This is a genomic window from Xenorhabdus sp. TS4, from assembly GCF_014467265.1.
Lineage (GTDB): Bacteria > Pseudomonadota > Gammaproteobacteria > Enterobacterales > Enterobacteriaceae > Xenorhabdus > Xenorhabdus ehlersii.
Map to the genome: position 1 here is coordinate 1 of NZ_NKHQ01000124.1, position 20320 is coordinate 20320.

Below are 20320 nucleotides of genomic sequence, written 5' to 3' on the forward strand. Positions count from 1 at the left end.
CGAATTGCTAGAAAACTTCTTTCTCACACGTTGGGTATTTTTGCCAATTTTAAACAAGGTAAAAGTCAACGCGACTGGCTTCAACAAGCCAACGTTATAAGATGTTAAAGTCGAGCATCGCGTTATTACTTTCTCCCGGCTTAGCAGCAGGAACTAATTCCATTTTGGCCTGAACAGTTGGGAGACGCTGGAGGTTTTCCAGCCCCTGCTCAATATCGCGCAGGTCAAATAAATTCCCTTTATGGGCAGGAATTGCCGTATACAACGTAGCGTAACGATTTGACTCCGGAGTTCTGGTAATTTGATGGATTTTACCGGCCAACACGACCAGTTTCAGTTCGCCTTCACGCAAATCTTGTTGGGGAGCCAGTACGCGACTGGTGACCCAACCGTGGCTGACCAATCGATCCTGCATATTGCCCATCAATAAATTGATACCCTGAGATCCTAAACAGTGCCCGTTTGCCTGATCCGCCAGACGTTGCAAAGGCAGCCAGTGAGGTAGATCTTCTTGGCCGGATAATGTTACTTGATGGATAACAAAACAGGGAAATTCCTTGGAAAATTTCAAGTTGGAAGCAGATGGGGTGTCATCCGAAAGCCTAACTGTTGGTGCTTTCGCTTCCAGACGTTGTTCTAATGCCTGTTGTTGCTGCTGCTGATACTGCTGTTGTTTTTGTTGTTGTTGATGAATAGAAGGTTGGTTATCTGCGTGCACAGGCTGAGAAACAAAAACAGCCCATCCTGCCAACCCTATGAGCATATTGCTGGGAATTATCTTTACCATAATTGAATTTATAAGAATATTAAATGTTATTGACTTTTTAGAGGGAAATCAGAAGAGAGACATTATAGATTAAGTTGCACTATTTTCAATATAACAGACTGTTTTTTTATATAAAATACAACATCCAGATGAATTAACCACAAAAATGTAAAATTTCGTTATTTAATTAAAAATAACCCAACTATTACAGATAAAACTAAGTATTTTCATCCTAATTATGGGGTTATCTAAATCCAAACAGGAATAAATAATATTATTCTTCATGATAAATTCGAGAATTATTAAATGGCTAACTACAATTTATTTTTTTACTTCACTCAGTTATAAATTTCAATAGTTAAATATTTAGCATTATTATAATAGTTATTTTTCTCTCTACTTTATCATCTGCTCGAATATACTTCTGCCTCACTGATTAATTTTTAGCCAGACTTCAAAGCATTAATTTGATATTCTTGCACTTTTTAATGGAACATCATCATGACTGTTACGTTAGAAGTGACTTGTCGATATTGCGACCAAGCTGAACCTGTACGCAAACACGGAACAGGTAAGGCAGGCTTCCCTCGCTACTATTGCAAAGACTGCCAAAGAACCTTTCAACTCAATTATCGTTACAACGGCCATAAACCGGGTATGAAAGAAAAAATTGTGGATATGACGATGAATAGCTCTGGTGTGAGAGACACAGGCCGTATGTTAGGTCTCGGTATCAATATGGTGAGGCGGACATTAAAAAACTTATATGGACACCGACTCAATTCAAGTAGGTGGATAAAATTTTCTGACAAAGTAGTCGCAAACATATATTCGGCTTCAAAGAGAGTCGGTTCTACCTGTCAGCACATCAACTTATCGTCTTCAATCACACCATATACTCCTCAACGGGGTTCATAGACCGACTGCTGATTCACCAGTGCTCAGGCGATCCGGACATTCTTATTCGCCAACGCAACCGCGGCCTTATTGATTCCACTTCGTGCAATCAGTCCTTTTAGCCAGCGTTGTAATCCGTTAAAGTTTTCATCGGGGAGCTTTCCGAACCGATACACGACTGAGCGGACGCCATGGATAAGTATCCCGCACAAGTACGTATCCCCCGCTTCGTAATGCCCAATAATCTGACTTTTCCACCACTGTTGAGCATTCAGATATTCAAGGCGTTTATCCAGCGCTTTCAAACGCTATTGTTGCTCTTTGAACTCAAGCAGTAATTCCTGAAATAACTGGCGGCTCAATGTAGTCAACTCATTCTCGGTATTTTCCAGATGTTCGGGTAAACATTGTGCAACCTTGTGAGCGCTTTCGGGGCAATGCCATATTCTAGTCTCAACCCGCGTATTTGATTAATTAGCGCGGTTCGATTTTTCATTAAACGCTGGCGAACTCGATGTAGAGACTGAATATCCTGCTGTTCCCGCGTCTTTTCCGGCACATACCGCATCCCCGGACGACTATCTGCCTCTACAATGGCGGTCGCATCATTTTTGCCCAACGTATAGAGCCGCATAATCTCAATCTACGAATTCATATCAAGAGGTTGGCGAGAAGAACAATTTGTTACTCGCGTTCAATAAAAATCCACAAAAAACTCATTGGCGCATATATTGAAAAACATCATTACAACCCTTTGGAGACATGACCAGACTCCGCGCTGGCAGTGCAGCCGGATCACTCACCCACTGCTGCAGGTAAGCATCGTGCTGCTGTATCTGGCTAGCGCGGTGTATGCCATTGCTTCATGGCTAGGCTATCTGCCCTCTGGGTGGTGATCACAAATCAGTCGTTTACGGAGGCATTCCATTCAATGACGAGCTACATGGTTTATCTTCAGCTAGTTGCTAATATTTCATGTTTTCTAGCTCTTCTGGGTAGGACAAAGAGAGATAGCTTGCCAGTAGCTAACTGTAGCGGCCCGCATTTAAAATATGGCGGGCTTGCATTTATCCGCTTTTTTAGCCCACATTAATTGCAAATGAAAATACCTTCCGGCTCATATTAACTGCAAATGAGCTTGCATTTATCTTTTTCGGCTCGCATTTCATTTCGACCGGCTCACAATAACTGCAAATGAAATTTTCCGCTTAAACCAATCTATTGGATTGTATGGGTATACCCCATAAAGACAATGCAATGAGACAGTTTTTGTGTCTTATTAGGGTTGTTTTTGTCTCATCCACATGCTACGTTTCATTCATCTAAAGGTAAACGAGACACTTTCCCCATTATGGCTCTTTATGGCTATGCCCGTGTATCAACTAATGATCAGGATCTCGCCCTACAGTCACAAATGCTTCGTGTTGCCGGTTGTGAAATCATCCGGGCCGAAAAAGCCAGCGGAACCAAACGGGATGGGCGGAGTGAACTGCAATTGTTGCTGGATTTTTTGCATCCGGGCGATACGCTGATTGTCACGCGTATAGATCGTCTGGCTCGTAGCATCAAAGATTTGCAGGATATTGTTTATTCTTTAAATCAGCGGGGGATTACCCTTAAGGCTACAGAGCAGCCTGTCGATACACGCACGGCAGCCGGAAAAGCCTTCCTCGATATGTTGGGTGTCTTCGCTGAATTTGAAACTAATCTGTGCCGTGAACGTCAGCTGGAAGGTATTGCGGCGGCAAAAGCGCGAGGTGTGTACCGGGGACGAAAATCATCCATTGATCCTGCCGAAGTGTACCGTCTGTATGTAGTTGAAAAAATGGGGGCTACGGCGATTGCCCGTCAACTCGGTATCGGACGGGCCTCAGTTTATCGTGTGTTAGATAACTATGGGCAGCCAGCGTAAATCTATTCCTGTTGACTCTCTGTTGCAATTACGGCAACGGTTAGACCGCCTGCCGTCCAAAAGCCCGGAACGGACAACACAGATTACTGCAATGGCGCAGTTGTACGGCGTTTCTCCTACCACCGTTTACCGGAATCTCCATGTTGTTCTTAAGCCTCGTACCGTTCATCGGTGTGATCATGGCATTCCCCGCATCCTGCCCCAATCTGAGCTGGAGCATTATTGCGAACTGATCGCAGCCTTAAAATTGCGTACTACCAATAAATCAGGGCGGCATTTATCAACCGTAAGAGCCATTCAATTACTTGAAGAGCATGGTGTGGAAACTGGACAAGGGTTGGTTAGGGCGCCGAAAGGATTACTGCGAAGACAAACGGTTAATCGTTGGCTTTCTCTGTATCGTCTCGACCAACCTCGGCTGTTAAGAGAACCCCCGGCGGTTAGGTTTCAGGCAGAATACAGCAATGATTGCTGGCAGTTTGATATGTCGCCGTCAGACCTCAAACACATCGAACAACCGGGCTGGATTGATGCGGCTAAAGGACAGCCGACCCTGATGTTATACAGTGTTGTTGATGATCGGAGTGGTGTGACTTATCAGGAATATCGTTGTGTCTATGGTGAAGATGCTGAGTCCGCACTTCGCTTTCTGTTCAATGCGATGGCACCAAAACCTAACCCGGAATTCCATTTTCAGGGACGTCCCAGGATGCTGTATCTTGATAATGGCCCCGTGGCGAAAAGCCATGTGTTTCAGAACGTGATGCAGGCACTTCATATTGACTGGCAGACTCATATGCCAGCAGGTAAAGATGGTACGCGCACCACGGCACGTTCCAAAGGTAAGGTTGAACGCCCTTTCCGTACCATTAAGGAAGCCCATGAAACCCTGTACCATTTTCATCAACCGGAAACTGAGCAGCAGGCCAACGAATGGTTATGGAATTATCTGATGCGCTATAACTCTCAGGGGCATCGCAGTGAAAAACATTCCCGTCTGGAGGACTGGCGGGCAAATCTTCCCCCGGATGGCGTGCAGGACATGTGTACCTGGGAGCAATACTGCCGTTTTGCCCGGGAGCCTGAATCGCGTAAGGTTGGCATCGATGCCCGCGTCACGATTGAAGGGACAGCCTGGGAAGTTGAACCTGATATGGCTGGCGAAACGGTTATTCTGTTGTGGGGACTGTTTGACGACGAAATATTTGTGGAGTTTGACGATGAAACATGGGGACCGTATTATCCCGTCTCCGGGCCTATTCCATTACACCGTTACCGGGCGTTCAAGCGTGGCAAGGCGGCTGACAGGTCTGATCGTATCCATGAGCTGGCCAGTCAGTTGAATTTGCCGATCAGTGCTCTGTCAGGCAGTGATATTCAGCTCCTGATGCCTGATATAAAAAAACAACCAAAACTGCCGCATCAGCCATTTGACATCGCAGAATTTGAATACCATTTCCCCACTATTATCGCAGCGAAGCTGGCCATTGCCGATGATCTGGCCACACCACTGGCCAAATTGTCGAGTGAAGAGCGGGCATTTATTGACAGTATTCTGGCAGAAACGCTTATCCGCACTGAAGTGTTCACCCGTATAAGAGGCTATTTCCGTAACAGACAATCAGGAGAAGATCATGCGGGTTGAAGTGATGGAATATTATGGATTGGCGCAGCCCATTGATCAGGCAGGCTATTATGAAACGGCGCATCATAAACAACTTATCAAAGATATCAAAGGGGCTATCCGTGAAGGACGACTGGTTGCTGTCTGCGGTGTAGTCGGAAGTGGTAAAACTGTCACCCTGCGTCGCCTGCAACAGCAACTTAGGGATGAAAACAAAATTATCGTCGCCAAATCGTTGTCAGTCGAAAAACACAGTGTCAAACTTGCCACGCTGATTAGCGCACTATTTTACGATCTGACACAGGATAAGCTGGTACAAATCCCAAAACAAGGGGAGCGCCGGGAACGTGAACTGCAAGAGTTAGTCAGGAAAGGCAAGCGAACCGTGGCCTTGTTCGTTGATGAGGCTCATGATCTTAACGGACATACTTTAACTGGACTCAAACGACTAATGGAAGTTGTAGAAGACGGTGGAGGCCGCTTATCGGTGGTTTTAGCCGGTCATCCCAAACTGCGTAATGACCTGCGTCGTCCAACGATGGAAGAGATTGGATACCGCACCGATATTTTTACGCTGGATGGGATCACGGGCAGTCAACGGGAATACATTCATTGGTTACTTAAAACCAGCATGGGGAAAGGAAAAACGGAAGATATTCTGACGACTGATGCTCTCGATTTGCTGGCGATGAAATTGCGTACCCCACTGCAAGTTCAGTTGCATCTCACGTTAGCCATGGAAGCTGATTATCAGACTGGCGAAAAACCAATAACGTCAACACTGATAGAATCAGTGCTTTCCAGACAACTTGATGATTTAGAGCCGGCGCTAACACGGCATGGTTATCGTTTGAAAGATATGGTGGAACAATTTGATGCCAAACCCGCTGAAATCAGAGCGTTGTTTAACAATCAACTCGATCCGGTTCGAACCACAGAGTTGCGCGACAGAATGTTGGCAGTTGGGCTGCCGATATGATGAATTTCATTTGCAGTTATTGTGAGCCGGAAGGTATTTTCATTTACAATTAATGTGGGCTAAAAAAGCGGATAAATGCAAGCCCGCCATATTTTAAATGCGGGCCGCTACAACTATCTGAGGATTAAGAGACTTGCTCCCCCTGATAATAAACGAACCACCTGCCTGTCAGGGGTTACGCACGAAAACGAGTAAAATGGGCTAAGTGATTGAAAGTGAATTTTTGGCACAGGTGAATAGACTGGTTTTCATTCAACAAAAAGATTTTATTGCTGAAAAACACTACTTATTTAGAGTAAAAAATGTTATGCGTAATCCCTGACCTGCCTGTGATATTTGCTCAAAATAATCAAAATCAACATAGCCGGCATCCGCCAGTAAGAGTTGATCACGCAATGTCTCGGGTGCAGGCAGATGAGCCCGTTCAGATGCGGTATCTGCGGTGACCGCCATTTTCACCGGCGTTTGACTCAATAATGATAAAGTCATGTGACATTCGACAGCGGCGGCTGTTGTCCAAAACCGAGAGGGAAAAATCTCAGCCAGTGCTGGGTGAACGTTAAATGAACTGCCATCCTGTAAAATAATATTGCGAAACTTCCTCAACTTGTCAGGTATCGGAACGCATTTTTCGACCCATTGTGCCATGGCAAATTTCACCAATATTTTGACAAATTCGACAAAGGCCGCTTTACGTAATTGGTTATAAAAAGGGCGGTAACTGACTTGTTGCTTTTTATCGGGACACAGGCCATTAAATTTTTGGTGTAACTGGGCAATAGAAGTCACTTTACCTGTGCTGAGTGCCGCGATAAGACTGAGGATCAGCACACGGGGTTCGATATTTCTCACGCGTTGAATAAATCCACATCGAAAAGCCACCTGCTGCAAAGAAACGTCATTGAAGAATTGCATTAACTGGTGTTTTATAGCGATAATCGTCACAGGCTTCATCCGTGTTTCTGGTCTTAGTTTGGCAACGATGATCAGATCATAAATGAAGCCTTTTTTCTATCTAAAATATACAGTTAATGCTTAAGACCCTGTATATGTGAGATTATTTATCTTTATACGGAGACCATTTCATTAAGTCTGGGGCACGGTGTTAAATCGACGATAGAATGAGCAAAGGAACATCATTTTATCAGACACCTCACCATGAAAACCTACGTCGTGAAACTCGCCCTCCGAGGTATCAGCCCAATGGCCTGGCGCCGATTCATATTGTCAGGCGAGACTTCTTTAGCGGCTTTGCACTATATCATTCAGATCGCGCAGAGGTGGCAGGGTGACCACCTGCATCAATTCCGTATTTATGGCAAAAATGGAGCGTGAACTGATTATAGAGCGCACCTGCGCCGGGCTGGATACAGCCCGACAGCTTGGCCGGAAAAAAGGTGGACGGAAACCTAAAATGACCAGCAGTAAGATGAAATCCGCTAAAAAACTGCTGGCAAGCGGTGTTTCCCCGAAAGACACCGTAAATTTCTGCTCAAATTCTCCCACTAGTTCAACATGAACAGTTATTTTCTGTCAATTTGTCGTGCATCATAGATAATCGAAACTACCGATACTGTGACGATAGTAATTATCATCATAAATAACGTCAGACTAAATGGCATATGGGCATTAAACAGTTGGATCACAAATACCGCCAATGGCGAAAGTGCCAGTACGGTGGAAAGTGCCAGTACGGTGGAAACTGCCAGCGGTGTTGAGAATTCAATCCCTTTTTGCAGAAAATAGATTGATGTACTCACACCAACTAATGCGATCAGCAGGATTAAATAGATAATTTTGCCATTAATAACGACATTATCCTGTAGCAGCAATATTCCCAGACATACCATGATCAACAACGGAAAGCGCAGCGATAATAGTGCTGATGCAGGGACATTGCTGACAGCGAACCGCTTGGAAATAATCACGGTAGCTGTGATGCTAATACTGCACAGAATAGCAATGACAATTCCCATTATCATTTCACTGCGACTATAGAGAGTGTATACATCTCTGAACATCACGGTATACACGCACATAGCAGCGGCTGTTATAAAAATCACCAGATGACAGCAACGTGTAACAAAGCTGATGGGTTGACGCGTCAACAACAGGTAAGCCGTCATGCTAACAGGGCCTAACCCTTGTGTCAGCGTGACGGCGACACTAGGTTCAAGGTACTTAACCGCCAGAAAATAAAACAGCCAATTGAACATCGAGACGATATTTAAGGCTATCAACATACGCCATTGCGAAAACAATTCAGCATAAGCCTTCCGCTGACGAAAGAAGCCGATTGTGGAAAATAGCACAGTGACAACCACAAAACTCAGGCTAACGACCAAAAAGACATTAACGCCGAACAACCAAATGTTCAGTAAAACACTTTGTGTTGAGGCAATGAAAATATACAGTAATGTAAAAAATACACCGGATAAGTACCTACCTTGTTCTGTCATTCACTACTCCTGTTTGTCAACAAACTGCTGGTGCCATTTTTCTAACATGTATATCGTCCACAATGCATAGCAGTTGTTGCTATCGAAATCTTTGACAAACTGGCGCATCCGATCCGGATTAAAGTATCCACGCGATAATGCCTGCTCGCTGATCAGTGTATCGGCAATGGTTTTTCTCATTGACGATACCATCCATGGTTCAAGCGGCACAGCTAACTCCTGCTTTTTGCGATTAACAATATAATCGGGAAGATAGCGTTTCGCCAGACAGTGAAGAAGGTATTTTTCTTTGCCTGAATGGAGCTTAAAGCGTGCAGGCAAGCGGCTTCCCAATCCCACTACTTGTCTGTCAAGGAAAGGAACGCGCACTTCAAGTGAATTGGCCATTGAGGCGATGTCAATCTTGACTAACTGCGCTTCCTGCATCCAATGGTTAAAGTCATACTCCATCGCTGCGGAGAGAGGATCAGCATGTCGTCTCAGCGCATCGCTGTACCTATTGGCCTGTGCAGTGCCATTTTTTTCGAGCAGGTGTGACGTCATATCCTTACTGTATAGCTGCTGTCGCAGTTGACTGCTAACGCCATCGGTCAGTAATGCCTGATAAAACTCAGGGAATTCCTCTTTCTGCCATACCTTATTAAACAGATCAACCTTGCGTGGCAGATTGTATTGCGCAGGCAGATTGGGGAAATTCGCTGCCAGAGAATAGCGGGCATAACCACCGAACAGTTCATCCGCTCCATCGCCACCCAGTACTACGGTGACATGACGACGCGCCATCTGATACATAATGTGGCTGGCAATCGAAGATGGAAAAGCAAAAGGCTCTCCGAAGTGTTCGATCAGGATATGAGCCGCATCGAATGCTTTTTGTGGCGTAATGATATAGTCATGGTGATCCGTTCCAAGATCTTTAGCCAGACGCCGGGAATAATCCAGCTCGCTGAAAGCAGACTCATTGAAGCCGATAGCAAAAGTTTTCAGCGAGTGGTGTCCCTGTTTACATGCCATGGCAGTAATCAGGCTGGAATCCAGTCCGCCACTGAGCATCGTACCGACGGGAACTTCTGCCTTTAATCGTTTATCGATAGCCTGATTCAGATATTCGTCAATTTCATCAATCCACTGTTCCAGTGGTTTATCATCCTCTATTGGCTGGTAGTCAACGCGCCAATAGTTTTTCCGGCTCTCTTTCCCTTGGATAAAACTGACACTGCCACCAGCGGGCACTTTGCTGATACCCTGAAAAATACAACGATCGCTCGGCACGACCCGAAAGCGTAGATAATAATCCAGCGCCTCAGGGTCAATACGGCGTGGAATGGTATTGTTCTTCAACAGTGAATTCAGTTCGGATGAAAAACTGATTGTGTTGTCGTGCAAAGCATAAAACAGCGGTTTTTTACCGGCAGGGTCGCGTGCCAATAACAGTGAGTCATTAACGCGATCGTAAATAGCCAAAGCAAACATGCCATCCAAATAGTGATAAAACTTCTCACCGTCACGCTGGTACAGATTAACAATCACTTCTGCGTCGGAGTCGGTACTAAATTGAACCCCCTGTTGAATTAATTCCTGGCGCAATGAACGGTAGTTATAGATTTCACCGTTAAATACCAATACATATTGTCCGTTATTGCTGTAACAGGGTTGAGAGCCGTTATCCAGTGCGATGATTTTTAACCGCCGCATACCAATACTGACATGTCCATGATGATAAATTCCATCCTGATCGGGACCACGATGCTCCAGCGCGTTTAACATGGATGCTAATCGCTGAGGTTGTGCTGGCTGCTGGTTCAAGTGGATGACGCCTGCGATTCCACACATAAATTGTCCTTGTTTTCCCTATGAATTAATAACGTCGTTTGCTGATATTGCTGGTGATTTGCTGTTCATCAATACGCTGGATACGAATATCCCCGACCAGCCCGGAGGCAATCATCTGTGCGATGTCAGGGTTACGCGACAACAGATCAGACTTAATGGCATCACTGATTTCCGCCGGGAGCGACGATATCGCAATACGAATCACTAATCCGCCATCACGGTCATCAAGATCGTATCGGTGATAAGGGAGATGCTTTGCCATGGCGTCATTGATATCGCTGAGGTTGATTTTTTCACCGTGTTTAAATTCGCTGGCAAAACGACCGAGACAACGTTGATAGGTGTAAAGGGTTTTTCCCTGAGCAACTTTCTTTTCAAAGCCTTCAACCAGATCGTTAGTAACAAAGCGTATCGCTGGAAAATACTCACGGGCAAACGAAGTGAGTAACAAAATACCGCCGGTTCCCCGATAATTGGCGTCAGGATAAATCTGTTGTACGGGCACCACTTCCGGTATTAGATAGGGATCAAACTGGTAATATCCCTGCGAGTGGTTGTAGAAAGCAATGGAACCAATTTCAATGCTGCCTAATAGATCAAGTACCTGCGTTGGCTCAATGTGGAAATAATCTGCCACCTTTTTTTGCCAGGCTAAAGTCGCGATATCCCCCAGAACGATGATTTTTTTCGGCCGGAAGTCCAGTTTGCCGGTTGCAATCAGACAATCCAAAATCATCGGCATGGTGAAAAAAATGTCTGGTTTGAATCGGTTTAGCACTTCAATATGTTGCTCAATTGGACGGGTAAAATCGATCAGTTCCACTTCACATCCCATGGACTGAAAAATTTCACCTGCTGTAGCAGCCGCATGGCCGGTGCCCAAATCAGCACAGGCATGGGTATATACCCTTCGCTACAGAAGTTCTTGATGATGCCCATGCGCTGTTGCAGATAAATATGCTGATCATTATCGGAATAGATAATACGCTTACGTTTGCCCGTTGTCGTACCGGAGGTCTGATAATTATGGTAACGGTCAGGAAATGTATGTTCCGCATGGTAATAATGTTGTGTCAGCAACTCTTCCGTCATAAGAGGCAGAGATTCCAGTTGGTTAGCCTCCGCCTGATTCTCTCTGAGCAATTGAGCATACCAAGGAAAGGTTTTTCTGATCTGCTTTATCCATAATTCCAAATTCATATGGTTTCCTTTATTCAATTACCGTTAAGCCGCTATGATAAAAATCGCTTTCAGTGGAACGAATTTCAGCAATGATCTGATTGAGTGAGACTGAGTCATTGCTGATAGCAATAACAACGCCAGGAGAACTGAGCAGATCGTTAGTTTCTTGCTGAATGTCGCCGGGAGAATGGTGGTAGTTGACGCTAATAACGCCTTCAATTTTGATAAATTGCTCTTCTGGTGACGTTTGCACTTTACCTTTAGTGGGAGAAATCATGTAAACATAGGCCGCACGCTTGTGATCTAGGAAGTCACGAGGTTGATGGATTTCCTGCTGGAATCTCACCGGATAAAGGACGGCCTGCACCAGTTTGCTGATCTGTGAATGCCCTAAGCACTCTTCGATAATATAAGGATCGGCTCCACCCGCAACTCTGGTGCCAATTTCAATCAGTATCGGCCCTCGCGGTGTCATCATGACTTCTGCATGAAATGCGCCATTTTCAATGCCAAGCGCTTGGCACACCTGTATGGTATAGCCAGTTAGTGTGTCGAAGTTCTCATCATTCTGATAATAAAGATATTGTGTCTCATAAACTGGAAAATTTTTGTGCTGTTTCTTTTTCGATTGCCACAGGTCGGTAAATAAGTATTGCCCTTGACAGGCAATGCCATTAACGACAAACTCCTCTCCTTCAAGAAACTCCTGACACAACACTTCGTGATTCTGATTTCCGAACAGATCATTTTTGCTCTTAATGGCAGAAAAAGCCTGCTCAGCCTGTTGGATATCGTGGCAAATAAAAACGCCATCCGTACCCGCGCTTTGCACCGGCTTTAGCACCACCGGCCAGCAGTCATGGTTTTTCAGCCAGCACAGTAGTTCATTGTGATGCGTGATCAGGCTTTGCTTGACGGAGGCGACATGATAGCGCGCAAGTTGTTCCTGCATCAGAAACTTGTTGCGCCGGGCGGTTGAAAGTTCAATTGAATTGCTGAAAGGAAGCGCCAGAGCAGCGTTTAATTGATCCACCAATGGAACGGCGCCATCGATGCCAGCCAGAATCGCCTTGATAGCATAAGGTTGTAGTTCGCGGAGTAGCGCCTCTATGTCGCCATCATAAACGATATGCCTGTCACTCCGAATACTGGCCAGCTGGTTATCTCTAATAAAGATTTCTGGTAGAAAGGCAGATTGAATATGCAGGCAAAAATATCCCAGTGCCTGAAAAGCCGGGATTAGATATTTGCTTCCGGACCAAGCATCAATAATCACAATAACTTCTTTGTTGTTCAAAATCGGCATGGCTTTATTCCTGACATTTGTTGATTTGGTGACTGCTTGATTGCCTGACGATCGCTGAAATATCCGTCGCAACCTCACTCAGACAGTGATACCAGTAGAAATGATCTCCGGGATAGGTCTTGCTTCCTGCGAAAACGTGGCTGTAATTTGCCCAATCCTGCATTTTTTGGTTACGTTCCTCTTCCTGCTCTCCCCAGAGGGTATACAGAGGGAGAGGCAGCGGTGCGCGAATTGCCGGTTGATACTGATGGTAAAGCCGATAATCTTGCCTAATTAAGGGCAAATAGGTTTCCATCAGGCTGGTTTGTTTAGCTAACTGCGATGTCATGCCGCCAGTCTCCACCAGGTGTTGAATAAAATCCGGGTCGGATAATTCGTAATAACGCGGCATATTCGGGTCCCGGCTGTGTGCTGGCAACGTGCTGGATACGATAATGCACCTCAGATCCTCTGTGAGTTGCTGTTCAGACATGAGACAAGCTATTTCATAGGCCAGTGCTCCTCCCATGCTGTGACCAAACAGGGCAAAGGATCGCCCGTTAGCACGAATGATAATGTCATTGGCCAAGTCCTGAGCTGCCTGCTCAAACGTTGAGTAAACAGGCTCATTCATGCGAGAAAAATGCCCAGCATAATCAAGAGGAGCCCACTCTATATCCGAATCAATATGTACCGACCAACTCAGGTAGTGATGCGCTCCGCCCCCTGCATGGGGCAGACAAAAAATCAGATTCATTACTGCGCCTCTGTCTGCTCTGTGGACGAATTCAACCAGGCAGCCATTTTACGAATGGTCGGATATTTGAAGATATCTGCCAGCCCTACTTTATGTAGTGTCACTTTGTTCAATTCAATCAACAGAGTCATTGCCGCCATTGAATTGCCACCAGCGGAGAAAAAGTGATCGTCCAGACTCAGAGAATCGCGCATCAGGATTTTCTGCCAAAGACACCGAATCTGATGTTCAGTTGTAGAAACGGAATCTTCAGTGACGGTCTCGTTATATTTATTCTGGTGGTTTTGCCAGTGATTCAGCAAGGACTTATGATCAAGCTTCAGATTGTCAGTTAGCGGTAATGTATCAAGCTGTTGCCAGTGATCAGGTATCATATAAGCTGGTAATTTCTGACTAAGCTGTTTTACGAGATCGGCAAATGTCAGGTTGCCAACATCGGCGTACCATACGACAGAAGCCAGAAGAGCGTGCCCAGAAGGTAATTTGATTGGCGTCACTGCGGCATATTGTACACTGGGTAATTGCGCCAGATGGTGTTGCACGTCAGCCAGTTCAATGCGATATCCGTTGATTTTGACCTGATCATCAATTCGTCCAAGGAACAGCAGGTTTTTCTGTTCATTTTGTTGTACCAGATCGCCGGTACGGTAGTAACGCTGTCCGTTGAGGGTAACAAAAGCCCGTGAAGTGAGTATTGGTGCATTGTAATACCCAAGCGAAAGATGTGACCCTGCGACCAATAATTCACCCGTCGTTCCCGGCAAACAGGACTGATCATTTTCATCCAGAATCAGACATCCTACGTTTTCAAACGGTTGACCGATATGAGGTATTTCACCCTTGATCTTACAAAATGTAGTATTAATGGTATTTTCGGTAGGACCATAAACGTTGATGTAAATTTTCTTGCTTGCAGCCAGTTCCTGCCAGAGTTCGGTATTAATAGCTTCACCACCGACAATCACCAATTGCAGTGCATCACAGATTTCATCCAGCCCCGCGTTTAATAGCGCTTTCAAGTGTGAAGGCACTAAATCGATGTTAACAATATGGTGGTCATGCAGATAATTCACTAATTCAAAGGGTGATTTTCTGACCTGATCACTGACAACGTGCACACTGTAACCTAAGGTCACCAGTGCCAGCCGTTCAAGGGAACTGTCAAAGCAGAATGAAGCATTGACGACGACATGGCCTTCAGTAACACCATGTGGCTGATAAATATTACGCTGATGGCTATCTACCAGATGTAACAGTGATTCATGGCTGACGACCACACCTTTGGGTGTTCCGGTTGTTCCGGAAGTATGGATGATATAGGCAGGTGTGCCGATTGCCGGTAGCTCAGCTCGTGGCTCTGGGGTGAGCGTAGTCAGGGTAATGCTATGTCCTGTATTTGATGTGTGTATCAAGACTTGCACATGCGCTTGATGTAGAATTCCCTCAATGCGTGATTGAGGCCATTGATCGTCAAGCGGCAGATAAACGCCACCTGATTGCCAAATGGCATAAGCCGCGACGATATAATCCAGACCACGTTTTAACTGAACAGCCACATGATCGCCGGGCTGAATTAGTGCCTGAAGACGCGCAGATAATAATTTAACTTCATTATAAAAATCGGCAAATGTCAGAGCGCGAGTTTCATCCTGCACAGCCAGACGATTGGCAAAGTTCTTAGCCGTCGATTCCAGCCGTGCGTTTAATGAAGGTGTCAGAGAAGTATCAACGACAGACATAGGCATTTTTCTCAGCAGAAGGATAAATAGGATCGATTAAGGCAACGCGCACTGCTCGTTCTCCTTTAAAAGGTTTTCGTCCATGACTGACCAGAATATTGTCCGCTATCAGTACGTCTCCGGTTTGCCAGGGAAAGACTAACTCTGCCTCGATAAATGCGTTACGAATATGTTCCACTACTTCATCTGGGATCTCTTCTCCGGTACCGTATACGGCATGACGTGGCAGTAAATCCCGGCCTAAACTGGCGAGCAATGCCTGTCGGATAGGTAAATCCAGATTGGTGATATGGAATAGGTGCAATTGGTTAAACCACATTTCCTTACCAGTCAGAGGATGATGACGGGTCGCTCTGCGCAGTTGGGAAGTACGAAGATGATTATCGGAAAGCCAATCGAAATCGATTGTGTTGTTATGGCAATAAGACTCGACTTCATGTTTACTTTCAGTCTGGAAAGCTTCCTGCCAGGACAGATCAAATCCTCCGTCAAAATTACGCAGATAGCGAATACCCTTTTGGCGGAAACTGTCCACAATATCTTTACCAATCAGCGCCAAAACCTTGGCGTTATCCGCGATAGGTGTTTCTCCGCCTTCAAGTGGTGCCTGATGGGCGTAGAACAAAATCTTACCGGGAACCACATATTGAAATGCATTTTCACTGTGGTTAGCGATAGTTTTTGTCGCGGGATATTCCGTGCTAGTATAAACACCTTTCGCTGTCTTCTTGCGCTGGGTTGACCGTTCCTGATAAGTCAGTTCTTCTTTCGCTAAACAGCTCACGAGTTGGCTAAAGTCCTGATCTTCTTTGACAGGAAAGCCCCGAAACAGCAACGCGCCTTTTTCAGCCAAAATATCATCGATGTTGTGATCTAGGAAAAAATCCGCGATGGATGCGTCTTGCCGTTCAGCAGTCACCAAAGAGACATGGGAAACGCCGTCAGCCAAAAGGCGGACGGTATAAGAGTTATTCATCAACTAGAGACTCCAGCGTTGGGTATCAGGGAAAAAATTTGGGATGATATGTTTACCCGGTATCTGTTGGTTTTTACGGTAAATCAACATCGCCAAACTCAGGTCAAGCACGCCAAGTCCAAAAGGAGAAAAAATAGTCGCTTTGGTGTTATCAAGCGTTATTTCACCATTGATTATTTGTGCCAGAGTACCGTTGATAAAACAGCGGTGACCATATTTTTGTTCAGCCAGATGAGGTGAAGTATTGGCTTTCATGCAATGGCTAATATCGTCTAACACATTATTACTTGCATAAATAATTTCCGGAGACAGATCGCGCAAGGAAATATTGAGAATCAATTGATGGGGAGCGAATGTCTTTTCATCCGTGATATAGGGTGAAGCTGCCGTTGTTGTGAAAACCACAATATCTGCAGTTAATGCTTCGGCCTGGTCTGCTGCAGCTCGTACCTGATAGAGATCTTGTGCATTGATATTATTAATAAAAGTATTGCGATATTCTTCAGATATGTCGTGAACTAACACGTCATCAAACTGCCATCCTTCATCTTTGAAAAAGGCCATAATGGTTCTGCCTATCAGGCCACCACCAATTATCGACAAACTTTTGGCTTGCTTACTCGCCGGTCCAAGGTGATTGGCGGCTAACACGGCAGAGGCAGCGGTACGCGCAGCGCTGATTTGAGAGGCTTCTAGACAGGCGAACGGGTAACCTGTCTCATAATCATTCAACAAAATAACCGCTGAAGCACGTTGCAAGTTCGATTCGATATTACGTGGATAACTGGCAATCCATTTGATACCAGAAACAGAGATATTTTCCTCTGGATTATCAATAGCGGCCGGTAACGCGATAATCCTTGCTTCTGGTTTATTTTTAAAACGTAGAAAATAACTGTCAGGATTCTCTGTTTTATCTTGATGGTGAGTCAAATAACTCTGGCAAACCAGACTGATAATCTCAGGCCGGGAAGAAGAGATGACTTGATTGATAAAATCGCCAGTAATAACTTCAAAATTCATTTGTCCGTTAGGCATATTCTTTTACTCCTTCCATATCAACATGTTTTTCAGGCATTTTCCAACGGGTGCCAAACGTGAGGTCACACCATTCATCGTTATAAACGGTATCGATGTAATTGCTGCCCATATCGGGTGAAATAGCGACCACAATGGCATCTTTTGGGATATCAGGCTGAAGGCGTTTCACTGCGGCTAATACCGTACCCGTAGAAGCCCCCGCAAGATAACCAAAACGACGCGCAGCATCGCGGCAGTTCGCAACAGTTTCTGCTTCGGGGATCTGAATCAACATATCGACGCGGCTTTTGTCAAAAAAATGGGGCTGTACGCTAGAGCCAAGTCCCGGTAAATAACGCGGGCTACCGGGCGTACCAAAGGTAATGGAGCCGATGGAATCAACGGCGATGAGTTGGGTTTTAGGGGAACAGCGGCGAAAGAAATTGGCACATCCCATCAACGTTCCCGTAGTGCCAGCACCGATGAATAGATAGTCAACTTTGCCGAACTCGGTCAAAATAGATTTGGCTGTCATTTCGGAGTGTACTGTCGGATTAGCCATATTTTGGTATTGGTTCAGCCAAATAAGATCGGGATCTTGTTTTATAGCGGAACGAATATATGCCAAACGATTGCCTAAATAACCGCCTTGTTCATCTTTTTTTTCAATAAGGACGATATCCGTCCCCAAAGCGCGCATCATTTTAATATTCTGCAAAGACGTATTTTTATCTACTACACAGGTAAAATGTAATCCTTTTGATGCGGCAATAATGCTCAATGATAGCCCAAGATTACCGGAGCTTGACTCAATAAATCGTTTTGTCTTGTCTAATCCTTTGTTGGCAATGGCATCGCTGATAAGTGCGATGGCCGTTTTCATTTTTATGGAGCCCCCAGCATTCAATCCTTCCACTTTGACGAAGAGATCTGTATGACTGCAAAATTTATTGAGTTTTATGAAAATATTATCGTTAACTATCTTATCCACTGAGCTAAATTGCATAATTTCTCTTTATTATAAATGTATAAATTTAACTTCTATAGTTAGAATGACTTATTAATTAATAAATATTAATTTATTCAACAAGCTTATTGATACAATGTAATATATTATTTGTGTAACAAAAAATGTTTGCGGACATCATATATACCCGTCTTAATTGAAGATGCTTGATTTTTCATTCATATCAGATCAAGATCGTGCCCATGAAAATTACTCTGACAGATGCCCAAAAAGAAGCCCTCGAATTGATGCACGATACGACTCGTGATGGGCGCGTACGTGACCGCATCAAGGCCGTGCTTTTGGCATCAGAAGGCTGGACTGCCCAGATGATTGCCCAGGCTTTGCGTATTCATGAAAGTACGGTGAGTCGGCATCTGAAGGATGACTTCTCTGAAGAAAAGCTGGCTCCTGAAAATGGCGGCTCTGAAAGCCGTTTGTCTGCCGAACAAACGGCAGAATTAGTCGAGTCTCTGACGGCAAATTTAATGCACACCACCACGCAAATTATCGCCTGGGTCTGGACGCGTTGGCGGGTGACGTTCACTGTGGCTGGGATGACAAAATGGCTTCACCGTCAGGGGTTCAGCTACAAAAAGCCGAGGGGAACGCCTCATAAATTCGAGGCAGATAAACAGCAACAGTTTATTGAGAGCTACAACGCGCTGAAAGTGGAATGTGGTCAACATGAGCCTATTTTGTTATCCTACTCAGTCTACAAAATTAAGTTACGGTTGGATGAAACGCGGAAGGGAGCCTGTCAAAGTGGTCGAAACTACAGGCAGCCGTACCCGCCTCAACATCATGGGCGCACTCAATTTGCAACGGATTGAAGCGACTGTTATTCGTGAATATCCGACGATTAACGCGAAAAATGTCATCCTGTTTTTCGGCGCCATCCGGGAAACCTATCCGCTTTCACAAAAAATTCATCTCATTCTGGATGGTGCCGGTTACCACCGCGCTGAAATAGTTCAATTTTTTGCCGAGGTCCTGAATATCAAGTTGCATTATCTGCCGCCTTATAGCCCTAACCTCAACCCGATTGAGCGATTATGGAAGTATATGAATGAGCAGGTACGAAACAATATTTATTTCCCGGATGCAAAAACGTTCCGTGAAACACTTCATCATTTTTTTCATGTTACCTTACCCGAAAAAGTACAGGAACTGACTACCCGGCTGACAGATAATTTCCAGACTTTAATTCCTGCATCTTCAAGTTAATTGCGTATACAGGATCTTAAGAATTAAGTCTTTCAAAGCATGCCTCCAATGTTTTGTTTTTGCATGATTTTCTTTGTGGTGTTTTGAAAGCATTATGGCATAAATACGTTTGAGCTTTTTCCAGCCAAAAATACGTTTCCGACCATGCCCTTTGGAGCAGGTTTTCTATTATTGGTCAGAGCCAGATCTGGGTATTTTGGGCCGCTTTGAGCAACGACACTGCCGTAAATAACCTTCTTGCCAGTGAACGTCTGAGCAACAGCACCAGTAAACTGAGCCAGATAAGCCCTGTCGTTAACTGTAGCGGCCCGCATTTAAAATATGGCGGGCTTGCATTTATCCGCTTTTTTAGCCCACATTAATTGTAAATGAAAATACCTTCCGGCTCACAATAACTGCAAATGAAATTCATCATATCGGCAGCCCAACTGCCAACATTCTGTCGCGCAACTCTGTGGTTCGAACCGGATCGAGTTGATTGTTAAACAACGCTCTGATTTCAGCGGGTTTGGCATCAAATTGTTCCACCATATCTTTCAAACGATAACCATGCCGTGTTGGCACTGTTGCAAATAGTCGATGGTAGTAAGCTAAGATACCCATTTTTCCGAAGGAGCGGCGTATGAATCCTTTCCATGGTCGCCATTTTCAGGGTGAT

General features: G+C 44.9%; 17 protein-coding genes and 7 pseudogenes. 9 read left to right on the plus strand and 15 right to left on the minus strand.

Going from position 1 to position 20320, the window contains the following annotated elements; genetic code table 11:
- Positions 1-115: 115 nt before the first annotated feature.
- Positions 116-763, minus strand: a pseudogene (locus Xets_RS20115) (POTRA domain-containing protein); the annotation flags it as partial.
- A gap of 504 nt (positions 764-1267) precedes the next feature.
- Between Xets_RS20115 and Xets_RS24900 the strand changes: the two are divergent.
- Positions 1268-1531, plus strand: a pseudogene (locus Xets_RS24900) (IS1-like element transposase); the annotation flags it as partial.
- 499 nt (positions 1532-2030) lie between these two features.
- Here Xets_RS24900 and Xets_RS24905 read toward each other — a convergent pair.
- Positions 2031-2297, minus strand: coding sequence for a hypothetical protein (locus Xets_RS24905; protein WP_370588273.1), 267 nt, complete (start codon positions 2295-2297; stop codon positions 2031-2033).
- On the opposite strand from Xets_RS24905, the pseudogene Xets_RS20130 reads away from it, so the two are divergent.
- The 5 genes and pseudogenes from Xets_RS20130 to Xets_RS20145 all read left to right on the plus strand — a co-directional run.
- A pseudogene (locus Xets_RS20130) lies at positions 2271-2429 on the plus strand (IS1 family transposase); the annotation flags it as partial. The gene Xets_RS24905 and the pseudogene Xets_RS20130 overlap by 27 nt on opposite strands.
- Positions 2428-2559, plus strand: a pseudogene (locus tag Xets_RS24910) (amino acid permease); the annotation flags it as partial. The pseudogenes Xets_RS20130 and Xets_RS24910, both read left to right, overlap by 2 nt.
- A gap of 455 nt (positions 2560-3014) precedes the next feature.
- On the plus strand, positions 3015-3575 hold the full coding sequence (locus Xets_RS20135; protein ID WP_038196611.1) for a recombinase family protein: 561 nt from the start codon (positions 3015-3017) through the stop codon (positions 3573-3575).
- The gene (locus Xets_RS20140) at positions 3559-5220 is read left to right on the plus strand and encodes a DDE-type integrase/transposase/recombinase (RefSeq protein WP_187652452.1); all 1662 of its coding nucleotides are present in this window, start codon (positions 3559-3561) and stop codon (positions 5218-5220) included. The genes Xets_RS20135 and Xets_RS20140 overlap by 17 nt, the downstream gene beginning before the upstream one ends.
- Positions 5210-6178 (plus strand): ExeA family protein, encoded by a 969-nt coding sequence (locus Xets_RS20145; RefSeq protein WP_187652453.1) that lies wholly within the window; start codon positions 5210-5212, stop codon positions 6176-6178. Before Xets_RS20140 ends, Xets_RS20145 begins: the two co-directional genes overlap by 11 nt.
- Positions 6179-6460: 282 nt before the next feature.
- Here the strand turns inward: Xets_RS20145 and Xets_RS20150 are convergent, their stop codons facing one another.
- Complete coding sequence (locus tag Xets_RS20150; protein ID WP_255430709.1) at positions 6461-7132, minus strand: hypothetical protein; 672 nt, start codon at positions 7130-7132, stop codon at positions 6461-6463.
- 249 nt (positions 7133-7381) lie between these two features.
- On the opposite strand from Xets_RS20150, the gene Xets_RS20155 reads away from it, so the two are divergent.
- The gene (locus Xets_RS20155) at positions 7382-7513 is read left to right on the plus strand and encodes a plasmid pRiA4b ORF-3 family protein (RefSeq protein ID WP_255430712.1); all 132 of its coding nucleotides are present in this window, start codon (positions 7382-7384) and stop codon (positions 7511-7513) included.
- Positions 7494-7655, plus strand: a pseudogene (locus Xets_RS26780) (recombinase family protein); the annotation flags it as partial. The gene Xets_RS20155 and the pseudogene Xets_RS26780, both read left to right, overlap by 20 nt.
- A gap of 46 nt (positions 7656-7701) precedes the next feature.
- Here the strand turns inward: Xets_RS26780 and Xets_RS20165 are convergent.
- The 10 genes from Xets_RS20165 to sbnA are packed head-to-tail and all read right to left on the minus strand — an operon-like array spanning position 7702 to position 18435.
- Complete coding sequence (locus tag Xets_RS20165) at positions 7702-8637, minus strand: EamA/RhaT family transporter (RefSeq protein ID WP_187652455.1); 936 nt, start codon at positions 8635-8637, stop codon at positions 7702-7704.
- A gap of 3 nt (positions 8638-8640) precedes the next feature.
- A complete protein-coding gene (gene asnB, locus Xets_RS20170) occupies positions 8641-10470 on the minus strand; it encodes an asparagine synthase (glutamine-hydrolyzing) (RefSeq protein ID WP_187652456.1) in 1830 nt (609 codons plus the stop codon).
- A gap of 25 nt (positions 10471-10495) precedes the next feature.
- Positions 10496-11293 carry a hypothetical protein gene (locus Xets_RS20175; RefSeq protein WP_255430710.1) on the minus strand — a complete coding sequence of 266 codons (798 nt, stop codon included), beginning with the start codon at positions 11291-11293 and terminating at the stop codon, positions 10496-10498.
- Positions 11284-11670 (minus strand): hypothetical protein, encoded by a 387-nt coding sequence (locus Xets_RS24920; protein ID WP_255430711.1) that lies wholly within the window; start codon positions 11668-11670, stop codon positions 11284-11286. The genes Xets_RS20175 and Xets_RS24920 overlap by 10 nt, the downstream gene beginning before the upstream one ends.
- A gap of 10 nt (positions 11671-11680) precedes the next feature.
- A complete protein-coding gene (gene ddaF, locus Xets_RS20180; protein WP_187652457.1) occupies positions 11681-12958 on the minus strand; it encodes a dapdiamide A synthase in 1278 nt (425 codons plus the stop codon).
- Positions 12959-12962: 4 nt separating this feature from the next.
- Positions 12963-13694: a thioesterase II family protein gene (locus Xets_RS20185; protein ID WP_187652458.1), complete on the minus strand. Its 732-nt coding sequence runs from the start codon at positions 13692-13694 to the stop codon at positions 12963-12965.
- A complete protein-coding gene (locus tag Xets_RS20190) occupies positions 13694-15433 on the minus strand; it encodes a non-ribosomal peptide synthetase (RefSeq protein ID WP_187652459.1) in 1740 nt (579 codons plus the stop codon). The genes Xets_RS20185 and Xets_RS20190 overlap by 1 nt, the downstream gene beginning before the upstream one ends.
- Positions 15420-16409, minus strand: coding sequence for a TauD/TfdA family dioxygenase (locus tag Xets_RS20195; RefSeq protein ID WP_187652460.1), 990 nt, complete (start codon positions 16407-16409; stop codon positions 15420-15422). The genes Xets_RS20190 and Xets_RS20195 overlap by 14 nt, the downstream gene beginning before the upstream one ends.
- A 3-nt stretch (positions 16410-16412) precedes the next feature.
- Positions 16413-17447, minus strand: coding sequence for a 2,3-diaminopropionate biosynthesis protein SbnB (gene sbnB, locus Xets_RS20200; protein ID WP_187652461.1), 1035 nt, complete (start codon positions 17445-17447; stop codon positions 16413-16415).
- Positions 17440-18435, minus strand: a complete 996-nt coding sequence (sbnA, locus tag Xets_RS20205) for a 2,3-diaminopropionate biosynthesis protein SbnA (protein WP_187652462.1) — start codon at positions 18433-18435, stop codon at positions 17440-17442. The genes sbnB and sbnA overlap by 8 nt, the downstream gene beginning before the upstream one ends.
- Positions 18436-18638: 203 nt before the next feature.
- Between sbnA and Xets_RS20210 the strand changes: the two are divergent.
- Positions 18639-19662: pseudogene (locus Xets_RS20210) on the plus strand (IS630 family transposase).
- Between the two features lie 92 nt (positions 19663-19754).
- Here the strand turns inward: Xets_RS20210 and Xets_RS20215 are convergent.
- Positions 19755-19976, minus strand: a complete 222-nt coding sequence (locus Xets_RS20215) for a hypothetical protein (protein ID WP_187652463.1) — start codon at positions 19974-19976, stop codon at positions 19755-19757.
- Positions 19977-20073: 97 nt separating this feature from the next.
- Positions 20074-20220, minus strand: a pseudogene (locus Xets_RS20220) (hypothetical protein); the annotation flags it as partial.
- Positions 20221-20320 lie beyond the last annotated feature (100 nt).